Raw genomic sequence first — 14,055 nt, forward strand, 5'->3', positions numbered from 1 at the left:
GAAAACGCGATGCCAGACGGAATTCAGACGAACATCGGCGCGATCTCCGCCTACGCCCGCCAGCTCCCCTTCTACGAGGGCGAAGCGGACAAGTTCGGGGCCAAGATCGACGCCGCCGACGTGACGAACGAGGCCTGGGGCCTCATCGGCCTCTACGCCAAGCAGGGCTACACCGACCGGCTGACCGAACTGCGCTCGCTGCTCACCGACCTGAAGGACGGCGTGGACGGGTTCACCGCGAAGCTGACCAAGGCCGCGGAGATGTACCAGGGAACCGAAGACGCCGGCAAGGTCACCTTCGGCCGGTACGAGGCGGAGATCGACGCGGTGGGGAAGGGCGAATGACCGAGCCGAAGAAGAGCATCGCCGACGCGCTGGACGTCCAGGCCTACGACGAGAGCACCGGCGCGAACCTCGACCGCGCGGCCGGCTACGTGCCGGTGGCGGGCACCGCCTACAAGGCGGGCAAGTCGATCGGCGAGCACGCCCAGCAGGCCGCGCAGGCGGGCAACTTCGGGGAGCTGGCCTCCGCGGGTGGCGCGCTGGTCGGCGACGGCGCGAAGTTCGTCGGGGCCGCGGCGGGCGACATGGTCACCTTCGCCATGGACCCGATCGGCTGGCTGGTCAGCCACGGGCTGAACATGCTGCTCGAGCTGGTCCAGCCGCTGCAGGACGCGCTGCACCAGGTCACCGGCGACGGCCCGGCGATCGGGCACGCGTCGGAGAACTTCGTGACGATCGCCCAGGGTTTTGTCGCCCTCGCCGAGGACTTCGAGAAGACCGGTGACACGGCGCTGGCCGAGTGGGTCGACGACGCCGGCAACGCGGCGAAGGAAGCGCTCGGCGACTTCTCCTCGGGCATCCGCGGGGTCGGCTCGGCCGCCGGTTCGGTGGCCGAGGTGCTGCAGATGTGGTCGATGGTCATGGTGGTCATCGAAGAGGTGATCAAGGGCATCATCACCGAGCTCGTGTCCTGGCTGATCACGCTCTGGCTGCCCGCGCTGGCCGCGTCGGTGATCAGCTTCGGCAGCTCGGTCGCCGCCGCGATGACCGCGTCCATCGCCAAGGCCGCGACGGTCCTGAAGAAGGTCACCGGCTACCTGGGCAAGTTCGGCAAGCTGCTCGAGACCTTCATCAAGTTCCTGGAGAAGTACTCGACGAAGCTCGTCGAGTTCACCACCAAGCTGCGTGTCGGCGTGATGCCCGGCCAGACCAAGTTCGGCTTCGGCAAGGTCGCCGAGGGCTGGCAGCCGAGCAACCGGATGCTCACCACGATGCTTGGAACCAGCGCGGGCGCTGGGCCGCTGCTCGCCGGAGCGGGTGTCAAGGCGGGCATCGGGGCCGCGAAGGGCGCCTTCGCCGAAGGCAAGGACGCCGTCACGCCCGAAGGAGACGAACCGTGGTTCGACAAGAGCGAGATCGGCGGGGACCGGAGCCCGGAGGAGACGCTGAAGGACCTCGACATCTAGAGTCTTGGGCGGCCCGGCTCCAGGACCAGGTCGAACACTCGGCGGCCGAGGCCCGGGTCCGGCCCGGGTTCCGGGAGCGCGTCGAGGAGCTGATGCGCACGCGGTGGCAGGAGCCGGTCATCGTGCTGCGCCTCGGCGACACCGACCTGGGCTTCGCCGTCCCCGGCCGTCGGCTGGACGGCACCGTGCAGGGGAAGCGGCTCGTCCGGCGGTTCTTCTGGAACATCCTGCGCGGCATCGGCACGGCGGTGTTCGCCGTCTTCGCCCTGGCGAACGGCGGCGCCCCGGGGCGGCCGTTCCAGCGGGAGGTCCGGGTTTCCGGCCCGGCGGACGCGCAGGTGCTCGACCTGGCCGACCGGTTCCGGCGGCTGGACGGGCCGTGGCTGGTGTGCTCGCCGTCGAGCCTCGCGGTGGTGGACACCGGGTCGACGTCCACCGATCTCGCCGACGCGCCCGAGCCGAAGGTCGACTGGGAGGCACGCGGGGCGGCGGCGCCGCAGCTCAGCCTGCGCAAGCGGACCCTGACGTGGCCGGACGGCTCGAGCCTGCAGTTCCCGCTGCACGGCCGCACGGAAGACCAGCACCTGCGGAAGTTCCTCGAGTACCCGGACGTCGTCCACTGGACCGGCCGTCCCGGATAACCGGACCGTCTCAAGAGGACTCATTCCGGTAACCGCCGTTGTTTCCCCGCCCGCCGGTGTGATCGGCTGGCGGGAATTCGCGGTCGGTCCGGTGAGGAGGAGCGGTGCCGTTCTTCCTCTCCCGCTTGTTCTCGCGCTGGCTGGCGAACCGCGGCTGGACGCTGCCGGTGCTCGTCGTCGTGTTCGTGTTCGCCACCAGCTGGCCGCTGATGGTGCTCGCCGAACCGGCGGGCAGCGACCTGGTCCGGGCCGGCAACTACTGGTGGTACTTCGTGGTCACGGCGGCCACCGTCGGGTACGGCGACTACTCGCCCGAGAGCACGGCCGGCCACTTCGTCGGCGCGTACGTGATCGTCGGCGGGATCGCCACTCTCACCACGGTGTTCACCAAGCTCGCCGCGAAGCTCGAGCAGGCGAAGGGACGGCGGATGCAGGGGACCGAGCCGGTGCGCGCCACCGGGCACACGGTGCTGATCGGCTACACGGCCGGGCGGACCGAGCGGATCGTCGCCCAGCTGCTGGCCGACGGCGTGGCGGGGCTGGTGGTCTGCGCGGGCGAGGAGGTCGCGGTCCACCCGATGCCGGCGCAGCCGGTGGACTTCGTCCGCGGCGAGCCGACGGCGGCCGGTGTGCTGGACCGGGCGGCCGTGCCCCGGGCCGCGGCGGTCCTGGTCGACATGGCGGACGACAACGAAGCGCTGGCCGTGGCGGTCACGGTCGACCACGCGAGCCCGTCGGCGCACGTGGTGGTCGCGCTGCGGGACATGGAGAAGTCCGAGCTGGTCCGGTACGTGAACCCGCGGATCAGGTGCGTCCAGTGGCACACGCCCCGGATGGTCACCGAAGAGCTCACCTCGCCCGGGATCACCGACGTCTACGCCGAGCTGATGACCACGGGCGGCGCGGGGACGTACTCGGTGACCCTGCCGGAGTCGCTGGGACGGCTGCCCGCCGAGCGCTGCCGGCTCGCGCTGGGCCGGACGTTCGGAGCCACCATCCTGGCCGCCCGGTCGGCCGGCGACCTCGTGGTGAACCCCGCCTGGGACCGGGACCTCCCGGCCGGCGCGGTGCTGTACTACGTGAGCCCCCGGCGGTTGAGCGAAGCCGAGGTCGAGACGGCCCTGCGCGCGTCGTGATCCCGTCAGCGTGATCGGCTCGACCGGCTCCGTGATCAAGCCGGGCCGAGATGTCCGGCCGCGAGCCGTGCTGTCCGGTTCGGGAACTTCCGTCCGGTTCGACGGAGGTGGCCCACGCCACTGGCCGGGCCCGGCCGAGTCTTGCATACTGCGACAATGGCCCGAAGAACAGCCAGTCGCGCGTGGGGGCGGGTGTGAGCCCGGCCGCGGGTGGGAAGCGCCCGAAGTTCGGCCGGATCGACCCGTTCTGCCTGATGGCGGTGCTGCCGGTGCTGCTCGTCGCCGGGATCCTCGGCGCGCTCGTCAACCTGCTGCTGGGGCTGGGCTGCGCCGTGTTCGCGGCGCTGATCGTGCTCTTCGACTCCTGGGCCAACCGGCCCTCGGCGGCCCCGCCGCCGCCCCCGGCTCCGGAACCGCCTCGACGCCCGGTGCGGGACCGCGCGCCGCAGCCCCCGGCGCGAGAGCGAGACCGGGCGCCGCAGCAGCAGCCCCCGGCGCGGCGGCAGGCCCGGCCGCCCGTCGCGCGGCCCCGGCAGGTGCCGCCCGGCGCGCCACGCCGGTAGGCGGCAAACCACGCCGGACATTTCTGTGGTGCCGTAACGCTCTTCCGGTGTTCCACAGAGGATTGTCCTATTCGGACCCGGTCGGTCGTCGTCCATAAGGGACGAAAATTGGTCCGAAGTGGACCGCATCGGTCACGCATCGTTCTGGTGGTCACGCCTCGTCACAGTCGAGCCGGGCCCACACGAGTTTTCCGTCGTCGTGACGGCTGACACCCCAGGCCAGGCACAGCTGGTCGACGAGCAGCAGGCCGCGGCCGCCACCGCGGTCGGGCACGCGCAGCCGGGGTTCGCCCCTCCCGGTGTCGGTGACGGCCACGGTCACCTCGCAGGGGTCCGCCGTGCGGTGGATCCGCAGCTGGCCGGGTCCGCCGGCGTGCACGTGGGCGTTCTCGAGCAGCTCGCCGACCACGATGAGCGCGTCGATCAGGTGCCGTTCGGCGAGCGTGGCCAGCACCTTCTCCGCCCATCGGCGGGCGGCTGCCAGGCCAGGGGAGCCGCTCCCGGCCACGTCCAGCACCTGCCACCCCGGCTGTCCCGTCATGCTCCAGCTGACCCGCACGCAGCACCCTCCTTCGAGGGAGGTCTACCCAGGACGGCGAGGTTTATCCCCGGCGGGCGCTGCTAGGCGACGAGCACTCCGTGACCGGGTCGAACCTGGGCAGGCGCGTGAGCGGTTGTGCAGCGATCCGGGCCGGTCAGCGGTTGAGCTCGGTCCGCCAGAGGAAGGCTTCGCGCAGGGCGGCGATGAGGGCTTCGTCGTCGACCTCGGACGGCAGGTCGCCCATCGGCAGCCAGACCTCGTCGTGCGGGGAGCCGGCGCTGACGCGGGTCAGAGTGACACCAGGGTAGGAAAGCGTCTCGTGGGCGCCGTCGAGATCGGACACCTTGACGCGCCGGGATTCCGCCCGGACGAGCACCTGCCGCTGGTCTTCCATGCGCGAATCTTCTCCGAACCGACGGTCACACCAGAGTCCAGCTTAACCGGGCGAAGCGATTAACACGTTCACGCGAACAGCCGATTCTTGTTCACCTCAGCTAAAACGGCCCTGCACAACAACATCTCCGCTGGCGTGCGGCCCGCCGGCTCGCTGTCCGGTTACTGTGCGCGAAACCGCTGTGGCCGTTTTGCCCGGTACCTATCTTTTGTCCTGTCCGACGAAAGTCGGTACCGCCGGTCCCGGCCGCCGATCACCCTCGACCGCACCGGACCACCGGCGCCGGCCTTCGTGGCCGGCTTCCCCCACCGTGGCCGGCGTGGCCACCCCTCGCGCCGGTCTTCCCGCGAAAGTGAGTTACCGGCATGCGCAGAACGTCCCCGGGACACCACCTGTTCGCCCGCTCCGCCACCACCCTGGTGGCCGCCGCCGCGGTCATCGGCTTCGCCGCCCCGGCCACCGCCACCACCCTCGACGGCTACTCGCCGACCGTGCAGAGCGAGGCGGTCGCGTCGCTGGCCGCCGAGGCCGGCATCAGCGAGTCCGCCGCGGTCGCCTTGCTGCGCACGCAGTCGGCGAGCGTCGAGACCCTGCAGAAGGCGACGGCGTCGCTCGGCGCCCGCGCCGCCGACGGCTACCTCGACGCCGCCGCCAAACCGGTGGTGAACGTCCTCGACCAGGCGGCCGCCGACCGGGTCACCGCGGCCGGCGCGCAGGCGAAGCTGGTCAAGCACTCCAGCGCCGCGCTGGCGAGCGCGCAGGACGCGCTGCAGGCGCTGCCCGCGGTGGCGCACACTTCGGTCGGCCTCGACCCGAAGACCAACCAGGTCGTGCTCACCGTGGCCGACGCGGCCAAGGGCACCGAGGCCCTGCTGCGGGTGGCCGGGACGCTCGGCGACCGCGTCCGCGTGGAGCGCGTCGCCGGCGAGATGCACACCGCGATCTACAACGGCGAAGCCATCACCGGCGGCGGCACCCGCTGCTCGGCCGGCTTCAACACCAACCGCGGCGGCCAGAACTACCTCATCGACGCCGGCCACTGCACCCGCGCGGTCTCGCAGTGGAACGTCGGCCCGTCGCAGGGGTCGAGCTTCCCGACCAACGACTACGGCCTGATCCGCAACACCACCGGCAGCGCGCCGGGCGCGGTCACCCTGTGGAACGGCTCCACGCAGCGGATCAGCTCCGCCGGCACGGCGGCCGTCGGGCAGCGGATCAGCAAGAGCGGCAGCACCACGCACCTGACGTCGGGCTCGGTGCAGCGCACGAACGTGACGGTCAACTACGCGGAAGGCTCGGTGTACCAGCTGATCCAGACCAACGCGCTGGTCAACCCGGGCGACTCGGGCGGCTGCCTGTTCGCCGGCAGTGTCGGCCTCGGCATCACCTCGGGCAAGGGCGGCAGCTCGTCCTACTTCCAGCCGGTGGGCGAGGCGTTGAGCGCGTACGGCGTCAGCCTCAACTGAGCACGGCCGGCCGCCGGGGAGTTCCCCGGCGGCCCGCCGTCAGTCTCGGCGGCTGCGGCCGCCGAAGAGCAGGCGGTAGGCGAGCAGGATGACCAGCGCGCCCAGCACCGCCAGGCCCCACGTGCGCAGGTCGAAGAACGTGCCGAGCTGGGTGTGGAACAGCGTCTTGCCGATCCAGCCGCCGACGAACGCGCCCGCGACGCCGAGCAGCATCGTGATGATGCAGCCGCCGGGGTCCTTGCCGGGCATGAGGACCTTCGCGATGATGCCGGCGATGAGGCCGAGCACGATCCAGCCGATGATTCCCACGGGTGTCCTCCTCCGGGTGCCTTCCTGACGGCACAGGATGGCAGCCACCCGGCGCCGCGGCGCGCCGAGCGCGCCGGACGTGACCTGGATCTCAGCGCGTTTTTGTCGGACCCCCCGGGTAGCTTCGGGCGCATGGTGCTGTCCAAGGAAGAACGCGAAGAATTCCTGGCGTTGCCCCACGTCGGCGCGCTCTCGGTCGTGGAGCGGCCCGATCGCGCGCCGCTCACGGTGCCGATCTGGTACCAGTACACGCCGGGGGGCGACCTGTGGATCCGCACGGCCCCGGACGCGCGGAAGACCCGGGCGATCGAGGCCGCCGGCCGGTTCAGCCTGCTGGTGCAGCGCACCGAGCCGACGGTCCGGTACGTCTCGGTGGAAGGACCGGTGACGGCGACCGAGCCGGACGACCCGGGCCGCGCCCGCGAGATGGCGGCGCGCTATCTGCCCCCGGAGAAGGTCGACGGCTTCGTCGAGTTCGAGCGCACGGAGCTCGGCGAGCACGCGGCCGTCTTCATGCGCCCGGAACACTGGCTGTCGGCCGACCTCGGGCCCGGCTGACCGATCGGCTCCGCTCGTCGGGGGAACTGCTCCTTCCGAGTGACTACCCGTAACGGTGCAGTCGCTCTCGGGGACTGACTTCTCGGTGACCCCGACGACGCGGAGGCCGTGCATGAAGATCGACCTGTTCAACGAGATCCAGAACCCGCGCCCCTGGACCGAAGGGCACGAGCAGCTGAGGTTCCGCCAGGCGATCGAGCAGGCCGTCCTCGCCGACGAGCTGGGCTACGGCTGCTGGTGGCAGGTCGAGCACCACGGCGCGGGGGAGTTCAGCCTCTCCTCGGCGCCCGAGCTCATGCTGGCGGCGCTTTCCCAGCGCACCAGCCGGATCCGGCTGGGGCACTCCGCCGTGCTCGCGCCGGGGCGGTTCAACCACCCGATCCGCGTCGCCGAGCGGGCGGCGACGCTCGACCACCTCAGCGGCGGCCGGGTGGAGCTCGGGCTGACCCGGTCGACCATCCCGGAGTGGCGCCTGTTCGGCATCACCCCGGACGACGCGCGCGCCGAGACGCAGCAGGCGTTCGAGATGGTGCCGAAGATGTGGACGTCCGAACGGTTCTCCCACACCGGCGGCGCGTACCCGGTCGACGGCGTCTCGATCGGCCCGAAGCCGATGCAGCGCCCGCACCCGCCGCTCTGGCAGGCGGCGGCGAGCCCGGCGTCGTTCGAGGAGGCCGGCCGGCGCGGCGTCGGCGTGCTGGGCACGACGATGTGGGAGTCCCTGGAACGCGCGGGCCGCCTGATCGGCCTCTACCGCGCGGCGGCCTCGCAGTGCACGTCGCCGGTCGGGGCGTTCGTCAACAACCAGGTCGGGTTCTTCACGTTCGTCCACTGCGCGGACACCGACGAAGAGGCGATGCGCAACGGCGCGGCAGCGGCCGCGGCCTGGTACACGGTGACGGCCCTGACGTTCTTCGAAGCGGCCACGGAGTTCGTGAGGGCCAACGCCCGCAACGAGGAGCTGGTGAAGTCCCCGGGCCTGACGGGCGACTTCCTCCGCGGCGAAGCGGAAAACGCGCCGTCGGAGGCGAACCTGCTGATCGCCCGCATCCTCCAGGGCGAGCAGGTGGCCGACGACGAGGTGTTCGAGGTGCTGAGCGCGCAGGACTCCCTGATCGTCGGCAGCCCGGAGACGTGCCGCAAGAAGCTGCGCGCGTACGCCGACCTGGGCATCGACCGGATGATGTGCCTCCAGCAGATCGGCGGCATCCCGCACGAGCAGGTCATGAAGAGCATCCGCCTGGTCGGCGAGCTGATCCCCGACCTGGCGTGACCCCCGGTGGGGCGGCCGGTTGTTGTCGCGCCGGCGGTTGTCGGGCATCCTCCGGACATGGCTGTCGTCGTATCGTTCATCGCGGTGCTGGTCAGCACGTTCGTGTTCGTCTACAACCGGCGCACCTCCCGCAGGGATCTCCTCCTCGACGCACACGAGCGGCAGCTGGTGCCGGAGAACCAGCATGGCCGGCGGGTGGTCTTCGAGATGCGCGAGACCGGTGGGTCACCTGACGCTTTGTCCGCTGAAGACTTCCGGTCGGCCAACCATGCGTTGTCCTCGTTGAACATGCTCGGTTTCTTGTGCTGCCGGCGGTATGTCTCGATGCGGGACGCGATCGCGCTGTGGGGACTGACTGTCGTGCGCGTCGTCGATGCGGCGGAGAAAACGGGGTTTCTCGCTCTCCGTGACTCGCAGCAGGAGGGAACGCCGGTGTGGCCGTGCCTTCGCGAGTTCGCCTTGATCGCACGAGCTCGTTCGGATCTGTATCTGAATCCTTTGCGAGTCAGCGGGTTTCGGAGGAGGCCGAGGTTCCGGATTCAGGTCACGTCGGTGCCCGGTGACGAGTAGCCGGGCGGCGGGTCGAGAGATCCCGCCGCCCGGAAGGAACCAGCGCTACGCCGTGAAGCCGCCGTCCACCGGTAGCACAACGCCGCTCAAGTGGCTTGCCCGGTCGCTCAACAGGAACGCCGCCGTCGAGCCTACTTCCTGGCCCGTTCCCGCCTTTCGCAACGGCGTTGCCGCGATCCGGGCCTCCACCCCGCCCGGGATCGTGCGGCGGAGCTCGTCCAGCATCGGTGTCTCCGTCGGGCCGGGGGCGATCACGTTGACCCGGATGCCCCGGGGGCCGAAGTCGTGGGCGGCGGTGCGGGTCAGGCCGATCACCGCGTGCTTCGTCGCCTGGTACGCGCCCATTCCGGAGCTGCCGCGCAGGCCGCCGATGCTGCTCACGTTCACGATCGAGCCGGCCCCCGTCATCGCGCGGACCTCTGCGCGCAGGCACAGCCACGTGCCCTTGACGTTCACCGCCATGATCCGGTCGAAGTCCGCCTCCGAAACCGAGTCGAGCCGGCCGCTGCCGCCCATCGCCGCGTTGTTGAACGCGCCGTCGAGGCGGCCGAAGCGCGTCACCGTCGCCGCCACGAACGCGTCCACATCGGACGCCGAGGTGATGTCGCCCGTCGTGTAGGCCACGTCGAAGTCGGACAGCTCCGCGGCGAGCTTGGCCAACGGCTCTTCGTTCCGGGCCACCAGCATCACCGACGCACCGTCCGAAGCGAACACCCGGGCCGCGTCCGCGCCGATGCCCGAACTGGCCCCGACGACCAGAATCACCTTTCCCGTCAGCAAGCTCATGCCACACCTCGCAGGGCGAGCATCGCGCGCGCGTCGGCCGGGGTGGCGATCGGCTTGCCGAGATCTTCGACGACCGCCCGGATCTTCCGGACCTGCTGGGCATTGCTCGAGGCCAGCCGCCCCTTGCCGATCCAGAGGCTGTCCTCCAGCCCGACCCGCACGTGCCCGCCGAGCCACGCGCTGTGCGTGCCGAAGCTCAGCTGGTCGCGCCCGGCCGCGAAGGCCGAGAAGTAGTAGTCGTCCCCGAACAGCTTGTCGGCGATCCGCACCATGTGCTCCAGGTTCGCGTGGTCGGCGCCGATGCCGCCCAGGACACCGAACACGCCCTGGATCAGCAGCGGCGGCTTGGCCAGGCCGCGCTCGGCGAAGTGGGCCAGCGAGTACAGGTGCCCGATGTCGTAACACTCGTACTCGAACCGGGTCCCGGACTCGCCGAGCGCGCGCAGGGTGTGCTCGATCTTGTCAAAGGTGTTCACGAACGGGTGGGAGTAGGTGTTCAGCACGTACGGCTTCTCCCAGTCGTGCTTCCACTCCGTCACCTTGTCGGCAATGCCCGAGTAGACGAAGTTCATCGACCCCATGTTCATCGACGCGACCTCGGGCTTCAGCCGGTACGCGGCCGCGAGCCGTTCGTCCATCGTCATCGACGACGCGCCGCCGGTGGTGATGTTGATGACCGCGTCGGTCTCCGCGGTGATCCGCCCGACGATCTTCTCGAAGACCTCGGGGTCGGGAGTGGGCCGCCCGTCCGGCTCCCGCGCGTGCAGGTGGATCACGGCGGACCCGGCCTCGACGGCTTCCAGCGCCGCGTCGGCGACTTCGTCGGCGGACAACGGCAGGTACGGGCTCTGCGACGGGATGTTCACCGAGCCCGTGATCGCGGTGGTGATGATGACCTTTTCGGCCGTGCGCATCAGTTCTCCTCTTCAGCGAGCGCCCGGTAGGCGTCCAGCTTCGCTTCGTCCAGCGGGCCGACCAGGCTCAACGCCACCTGCGTGGCGCCCGCGTCGTACTGGGCCCGCACGGCTTCGCGCACCTCGGCCGGGGTGCCGTAGGCGACGAGCGCGTCGAGCAGGCGGTCGGACCCCGGCGGCGCGAGGTCGGCTTCGGTGAAGCCGAGCCGCGTCAGCTTCGCGATCTGGTGGGGGAGCGTCAGGTAGTAGGCGAGCCGCTCCCGCGCGACGTCCCGGGCCGCGGCGCGCGACCGCCCGACTACCGCCCACTGCACGACGGACAGGAAGAGGTCCCCGATCGTCTCGCGCGCCCAGCGGGTGTGCTCGGGTGTGACGAGGAACGTGATCAGCCCGTCGGCTCGCTCCGCCGCCAGCCGCGTGATCCCCGCCGAATACGCGCCGAGCACCCGCGGCACCCCGGGCGCCGTCTTGTCGACGCCGTCGAGGTAGTCCCGCAGGAACGGCAGCGGTCCGACCCCGCGTTCGCGGACCGCCCCGCTGACCCCGAGCCCCAGCACGTACCGCCCGGGATACCCGTCGGCCAAGCCCCGCGCGGCCGACGCCGCCGACTTCGGCACCCGCTCCAGAGCCCGCGCGACGCCGTTGCCGACGATCAGCCGCGACGTCGAGCTCAGCACCAGCGCCGCCGTCGTGAACGCCTCGCGCCCGGCGACCTCGGGAATCCAGACCATCCGGTGGCCGTACTCCTCGAGCGCCCGCACGAACCGCACGACGCCGTTGTGGTCCAGGTTGTCCAGCTCGGCGATCGACAACGCCGTGCGCGGCAGGGTGAGTGTCATCCGGTCGCTGCCCGGAACGCCGTCACCAGCCCGCGGGCCGCTTCGGCCAGCATCGTCGTGTCGTTGCTGAGCAGGACGAAGTCGCAGCCGTCCCGCACGGCCTGCGCGGCCTTCTCCGGCACCCCGCCGAACGCGAGCCCGCACCGCTTGCCCGCCGCGTGGGCGGCCGAGATCGCCGACGCGACCAGGTCGAGCACGTCCGGCGACGCGGGCGTCGACCCCATCGACATCGAGAGGTCCGCCGCGCCGACGAAGACCGCGTCCACTGTGTCCAGTGCCAGCATCTCGGGGGCGGCCTTGATCGCCTCGACGCTCTCCAGCTGGGGGATGCAGAGCACGTCCTTGTTGCCCGTCGCCAGGTAGTCGGCGTTCGGCTTCAGGCCCCAAGACCCGGCGCGGCTGGTGCCGCCGGCGCCGCGGACGCCATGCGGCGGGAACCGGCACGCGCGCCCGACCGCGGCCGCCTCCTCGACGGTGTCGACGTGCGGCACGAGGATGCCCATGGCGCCCGCGTCGAGGATCTTCTGGATCGTCGACGGCGTCTTGTCCGGCACCCGCACGATCGGCGTCATGCCGAGCGCGGCCGCGGTGGTGATCAGCTGGTACGCCGTCTGCAGGTCGAGCGGCGCGTGCTCGAGGTCGACCACCACGAAGTCGAACCCGGCGAACGCCATGATCTCGGCGGGCTCACCGGACGCGATCTTCAGCCACGTGCCCACGGGAGTGTGCGAGCGGGTGAACAGCCCGCCCCCGGTGCGCCCGCTCACGGCATCGGGTAGTCGTCGGCGTTGAGGACCCAACCCGGTTTCTCCGAGAAGTCCACCCGCGGCGGGCTGAAGATGTCGATCAGCTGGTTGACGCCGGGATCGCTCGCTTCGGACGTGTGCACGGTCGGCGGCGGGATGACCGTCACCGACGGGCTGCCGATCCGCACGTGCTCGTCCTCGCGCCAGGTGGTGCTGTCGGGCAGCCACGGCGTCCGGATGTGGTGGACGTATTCTCCTTGCACGGCAAGGGAAAGCTGTTCGAAGTCGGCGTGGTCGTGCGGGGAGAGCTTCCGTGCGTCACGCGGGCCGTGCTGGAGCGGCAGGAAGTTCACCATGAACGACCGCGTCCGGAAGATGCGCCCGAACCGCTTCGGGTCGTCCGGGACCTCCGAAAGCGGATAGAACCGGACGCGCGTCTCAGCGGGCGCGGGCCAGCGCTTCAGCAACGCGACACGCGGGTGGTCCTCGACGTAGGCGTCGGCGTTCGCCACGCGGTCGCGCCACGCCGGTTCGGTCGCCTCGACGAGCCAGACCAGCGGCCCGTCGCCGTGGACGCTGATCCGCGACGCCCCCGGCGGGACGACCACCAGCCCGGGGGAGTCCACTTTGGTCGCGCCGTCGTCGGTCAGCACGGTGAACGCGGGCGAGGCGTCGGTGACGACGATCGCCAGCTCGCCTTCCAGGGTTCCGTTGTCCAGGTCGGCGCCGGAGCGGGCCTCCGTGTGGACCAGGATGACGTTCTGTGCCCGCACCACCGGGGTGGTGTGCAGGTCGAGGTACTGCGCGGCCGCGATCGAGTCGCCGCTGTCGGGCCGGGCCGCGGTGGCCAGGCCGGCGCGGGGATCGTCCTTTTCGTACACGGGAGCGTCCTTTCAGGCGTCGAGGTTCAGCAGGTAGCCGGGGTTGTCACGGACCATCCGCCGCAGGTCCTTCTCCGGCAGGCCGAGGTCGAGCAGCGCCTCGCCGACGCGCATCCAGGCGTCGACCGGCTTCGGGTTGGCCTTCTGGCCGAAGTCCGAGGCCAGCACGGTGTGCTCCGGGCCGAGGGTCTCGATCCAGGTCAGCAGCTGCTTCGGGTCCCACTTCTGGGTGCCCTCGGGGTCGTACATGCCGACCTCGTGCTCGATGAACGCGCCGAGCTCGATCAGCTCTCGGCACACGGCCGGGTCGGCGCCGATCACGAAGTCCGGGTGGCTGACGACCATCCGCTTCAGGCCGCGCTCGTGGGCCTCCTGGAACAGCGTCCTGATGTATTCCGGGTACATGTGCCCGCCGTTGAGGACGGCCTGCTGGTCCTTGATCTCGTCGAGGATCTCGATCGCCTCGGGCTTGAGGGCGCCTTCGCCGTCGACGATGTCGATGCGCTCCAGCGTCAAGGGCACGGTCGTGGTCGGGAACGCGCCGTCCTCGGGGTGGCAGTCGATGTGTCGGCCCGACGAGATGGTCGGGAACCAGACGACCTTGCCGCCCATCCGCAGGGTCATCCGCACGGCGTGCACGTTGAGCCCGCCGACCGTGCTGTTCAGCGCGATCCCGCCGTAGACCGACGCGGCGACGTCGGCGAGGCGGCCCTTCATCGCGAGCACGTCCATCTGGGTGTTGTGGTGGTGGGACTTCGCGACCATGGCGCGCATCCCGATCCGGGCGCCGTCCTGCGCGGCCTCGACGTGGTCGAAGCGGCGGGGGAACGGGCTGGGGCCGGAGTGGACGTGCATGTCGGCCAGGCCGTCCAGGACGGTCGCGATGGCGGGGCGCGGGCTCATGGGTCGCCTTTCGTTCGCATTATGAAGTCAAAGTTCACTATAAGACCGGCTGTCAACCCTGTGACC

Annotated in this window: 18 protein-coding genes; 9 read left to right on the plus strand and 9 right to left on the minus strand. The window is 70.8% G+C overall.

Annotation, left to right across the window (positions count from 1 at the left end; translation table 11 throughout):
- Positions 1-9 precede the first annotated feature (9 nt).
- The 5 genes from ACZ63J_RS37750 to ACZ63J_RS37770 all read left to right on the plus strand — a co-directional run bounded on the left by ACZ63J_RS37750 (position 10) and on the right by ACZ63J_RS37770 (position 3,809).
- Positions 10-345: a hypothetical protein gene (locus ACZ63J_RS37750; protein ID WP_465305850.1), complete on the plus strand. Its 336-nt coding sequence runs from the start codon at positions 10-12 to the stop codon at positions 343-345.
- Positions 342-1,469: a hypothetical protein gene (locus ACZ63J_RS37755; protein WP_465407347.1), complete on the plus strand. Its 1,128-nt coding sequence runs from the start codon at positions 342-344 to the stop codon at positions 1,467-1,469. The genes ACZ63J_RS37750 and ACZ63J_RS37755 overlap by 4 nt, the downstream gene beginning before the upstream one ends.
- Positions 1,470-1,561: 92 nt before the next feature.
- Entirely contained in the window at positions 1,562-2,110 is a 549-nt protein-coding gene (locus ACZ63J_RS37760) for a hypothetical protein (protein WP_465407345.1), read from the plus strand.
- Between the two features lie 104 nt (positions 2,111-2,214).
- On the plus strand, positions 2,215-3,246 hold the full coding sequence (locus ACZ63J_RS37765) for a potassium channel family protein (RefSeq protein WP_465407343.1): 1,032 nt from the start codon (positions 2,215-2,217) through the stop codon (positions 3,244-3,246).
- A 194-nt stretch (positions 3,247-3,440) separates the two neighbouring features.
- Positions 3,441-3,809, plus strand: coding sequence for a hypothetical protein (locus ACZ63J_RS37770; RefSeq protein ID WP_465407341.1), 369 nt, complete (start codon positions 3,441-3,443; stop codon positions 3,807-3,809).
- A 151-nt stretch (positions 3,810-3,960) separates the two neighbouring features.
- On the opposite strand, the gene ACZ63J_RS37775 is transcribed toward ACZ63J_RS37770, so the two are convergent.
- Positions 3,961-4,368, minus strand: a complete 408-nt coding sequence (locus ACZ63J_RS37775; protein WP_465407339.1) for an ATP-binding protein — start codon at positions 4,366-4,368, stop codon at positions 3,961-3,963.
- Positions 4,369-4,504: 136 nt separating this feature from the next.
- Positions 4,505-4,744, minus strand: a complete 240-nt coding sequence (locus tag ACZ63J_RS37780; protein WP_465407337.1) for a hypothetical protein — start codon at positions 4,742-4,744, stop codon at positions 4,505-4,507.
- 365 nt (positions 4,745-5,109) lie between these two features.
- On the opposite strand from ACZ63J_RS37780, the gene ACZ63J_RS37785 reads away from it, so the two are divergent.
- Positions 5,110-6,210, plus strand: coding sequence for a S1 family peptidase (locus tag ACZ63J_RS37785; RefSeq protein WP_465407335.1), 1,101 nt, complete (start codon positions 5,110-5,112; stop codon positions 6,208-6,210).
- Positions 6,211-6,249: 39 nt separating this feature from the next.
- On the opposite strand, the gene ACZ63J_RS37790 is transcribed toward ACZ63J_RS37785, so the two are convergent.
- Positions 6,250-6,519 (minus strand): GlsB/YeaQ/YmgE family stress response membrane protein, encoded by a 270-nt coding sequence (locus tag ACZ63J_RS37790; RefSeq protein ID WP_465305836.1) that lies wholly within the window; start codon positions 6,517-6,519, stop codon positions 6,250-6,252.
- 132 nt (positions 6,520-6,651) lie between these two features.
- On the opposite strand from ACZ63J_RS37790, the gene ACZ63J_RS37795 reads away from it, so the two are divergent.
- The 3 genes from ACZ63J_RS37795 (at position 6,652) to ACZ63J_RS37805 (ending at position 8,920) form a co-directional block, all read left to right on the plus strand.
- Entirely contained in the window at positions 6,652-7,077 is a 426-nt protein-coding gene (locus tag ACZ63J_RS37795; RefSeq protein WP_465337194.1) for a pyridoxamine 5'-phosphate oxidase family protein, read from the plus strand.
- A gap of 112 nt (positions 7,078-7,189) precedes the next feature.
- Positions 7,190-8,350 carry an LLM class flavin-dependent oxidoreductase gene (locus ACZ63J_RS37800; protein ID WP_465407333.1) on the plus strand — a complete coding sequence of 387 codons (1,161 nt, stop codon included), beginning with the start codon at positions 7,190-7,192 and terminating at the stop codon, positions 8,348-8,350.
- A 57-nt stretch (positions 8,351-8,407) separates the two neighbouring features.
- Positions 8,408-8,920 (plus strand): hypothetical protein, encoded by a 513-nt coding sequence (locus tag ACZ63J_RS37805; RefSeq protein WP_465407331.1) that lies wholly within the window; start codon positions 8,408-8,410, stop codon positions 8,918-8,920.
- A 45-nt stretch (positions 8,921-8,965) separates the two neighbouring features.
- Here the strand turns inward: ACZ63J_RS37805 and ACZ63J_RS37810 are convergent, their stop codons facing one another.
- From ACZ63J_RS37810 to ACZ63J_RS37835, 6 genes are read right to left on the minus strand one after another with little or no spacing between them, the layout of a single operon-like run.
- On the minus strand, positions 8,966-9,706 hold the full coding sequence (locus ACZ63J_RS37810; protein ID WP_465337188.1) for an SDR family NAD(P)-dependent oxidoreductase: 741 nt from the start codon (positions 9,704-9,706) through the stop codon (positions 8,966-8,968).
- A complete protein-coding gene (gene kce / locus ACZ63J_RS37815) occupies positions 9,703-10,620 on the minus strand; it encodes a 3,5-dioxohexanoate:acetyl-CoA acetone transferase (RefSeq protein WP_465407329.1) in 918 nt (305 codons plus the stop codon). The genes ACZ63J_RS37810 and kce overlap by 4 nt, the downstream gene beginning before the upstream one ends.
- Positions 10,620-11,459 carry an LLM class flavin-dependent oxidoreductase gene (locus tag ACZ63J_RS37820; protein WP_465407327.1) on the minus strand — a complete coding sequence of 280 codons (840 nt, stop codon included), beginning with the start codon at positions 11,457-11,459 and terminating at the stop codon, positions 10,620-10,622. The genes kce and ACZ63J_RS37820 overlap by 1 nt, the downstream gene beginning before the upstream one ends.
- Positions 11,456-12,178 carry an HpcH/HpaI aldolase family protein gene (locus ACZ63J_RS37825; protein ID WP_465439828.1) on the minus strand — a complete coding sequence of 241 codons (723 nt, stop codon included), beginning with the start codon at positions 12,176-12,178 and terminating at the stop codon, positions 11,456-11,458. Before ACZ63J_RS37825 ends, ACZ63J_RS37820 begins: the two co-directional genes overlap by 4 nt.
- 44 nt (positions 12,179-12,222) lie before the next feature.
- Entirely contained in the window at positions 12,223-13,086 is an 864-nt protein-coding gene (locus ACZ63J_RS37830) for a cupin domain-containing protein (protein ID WP_465407323.1), read from the minus strand.
- Positions 13,087-13,098: 12 nt separating this feature from the next.
- Positions 13,099-13,989, minus strand: coding sequence for a DUF6282 family protein (locus tag ACZ63J_RS37835; protein ID WP_465407322.1), 891 nt, complete (start codon positions 13,987-13,989; stop codon positions 13,099-13,101).
- Between the last annotated feature and the right edge of the window lie 66 nt (positions 13,990-14,055).

Source organism: Amycolatopsis sp. NPDC104863, from assembly GCF_055582965.1.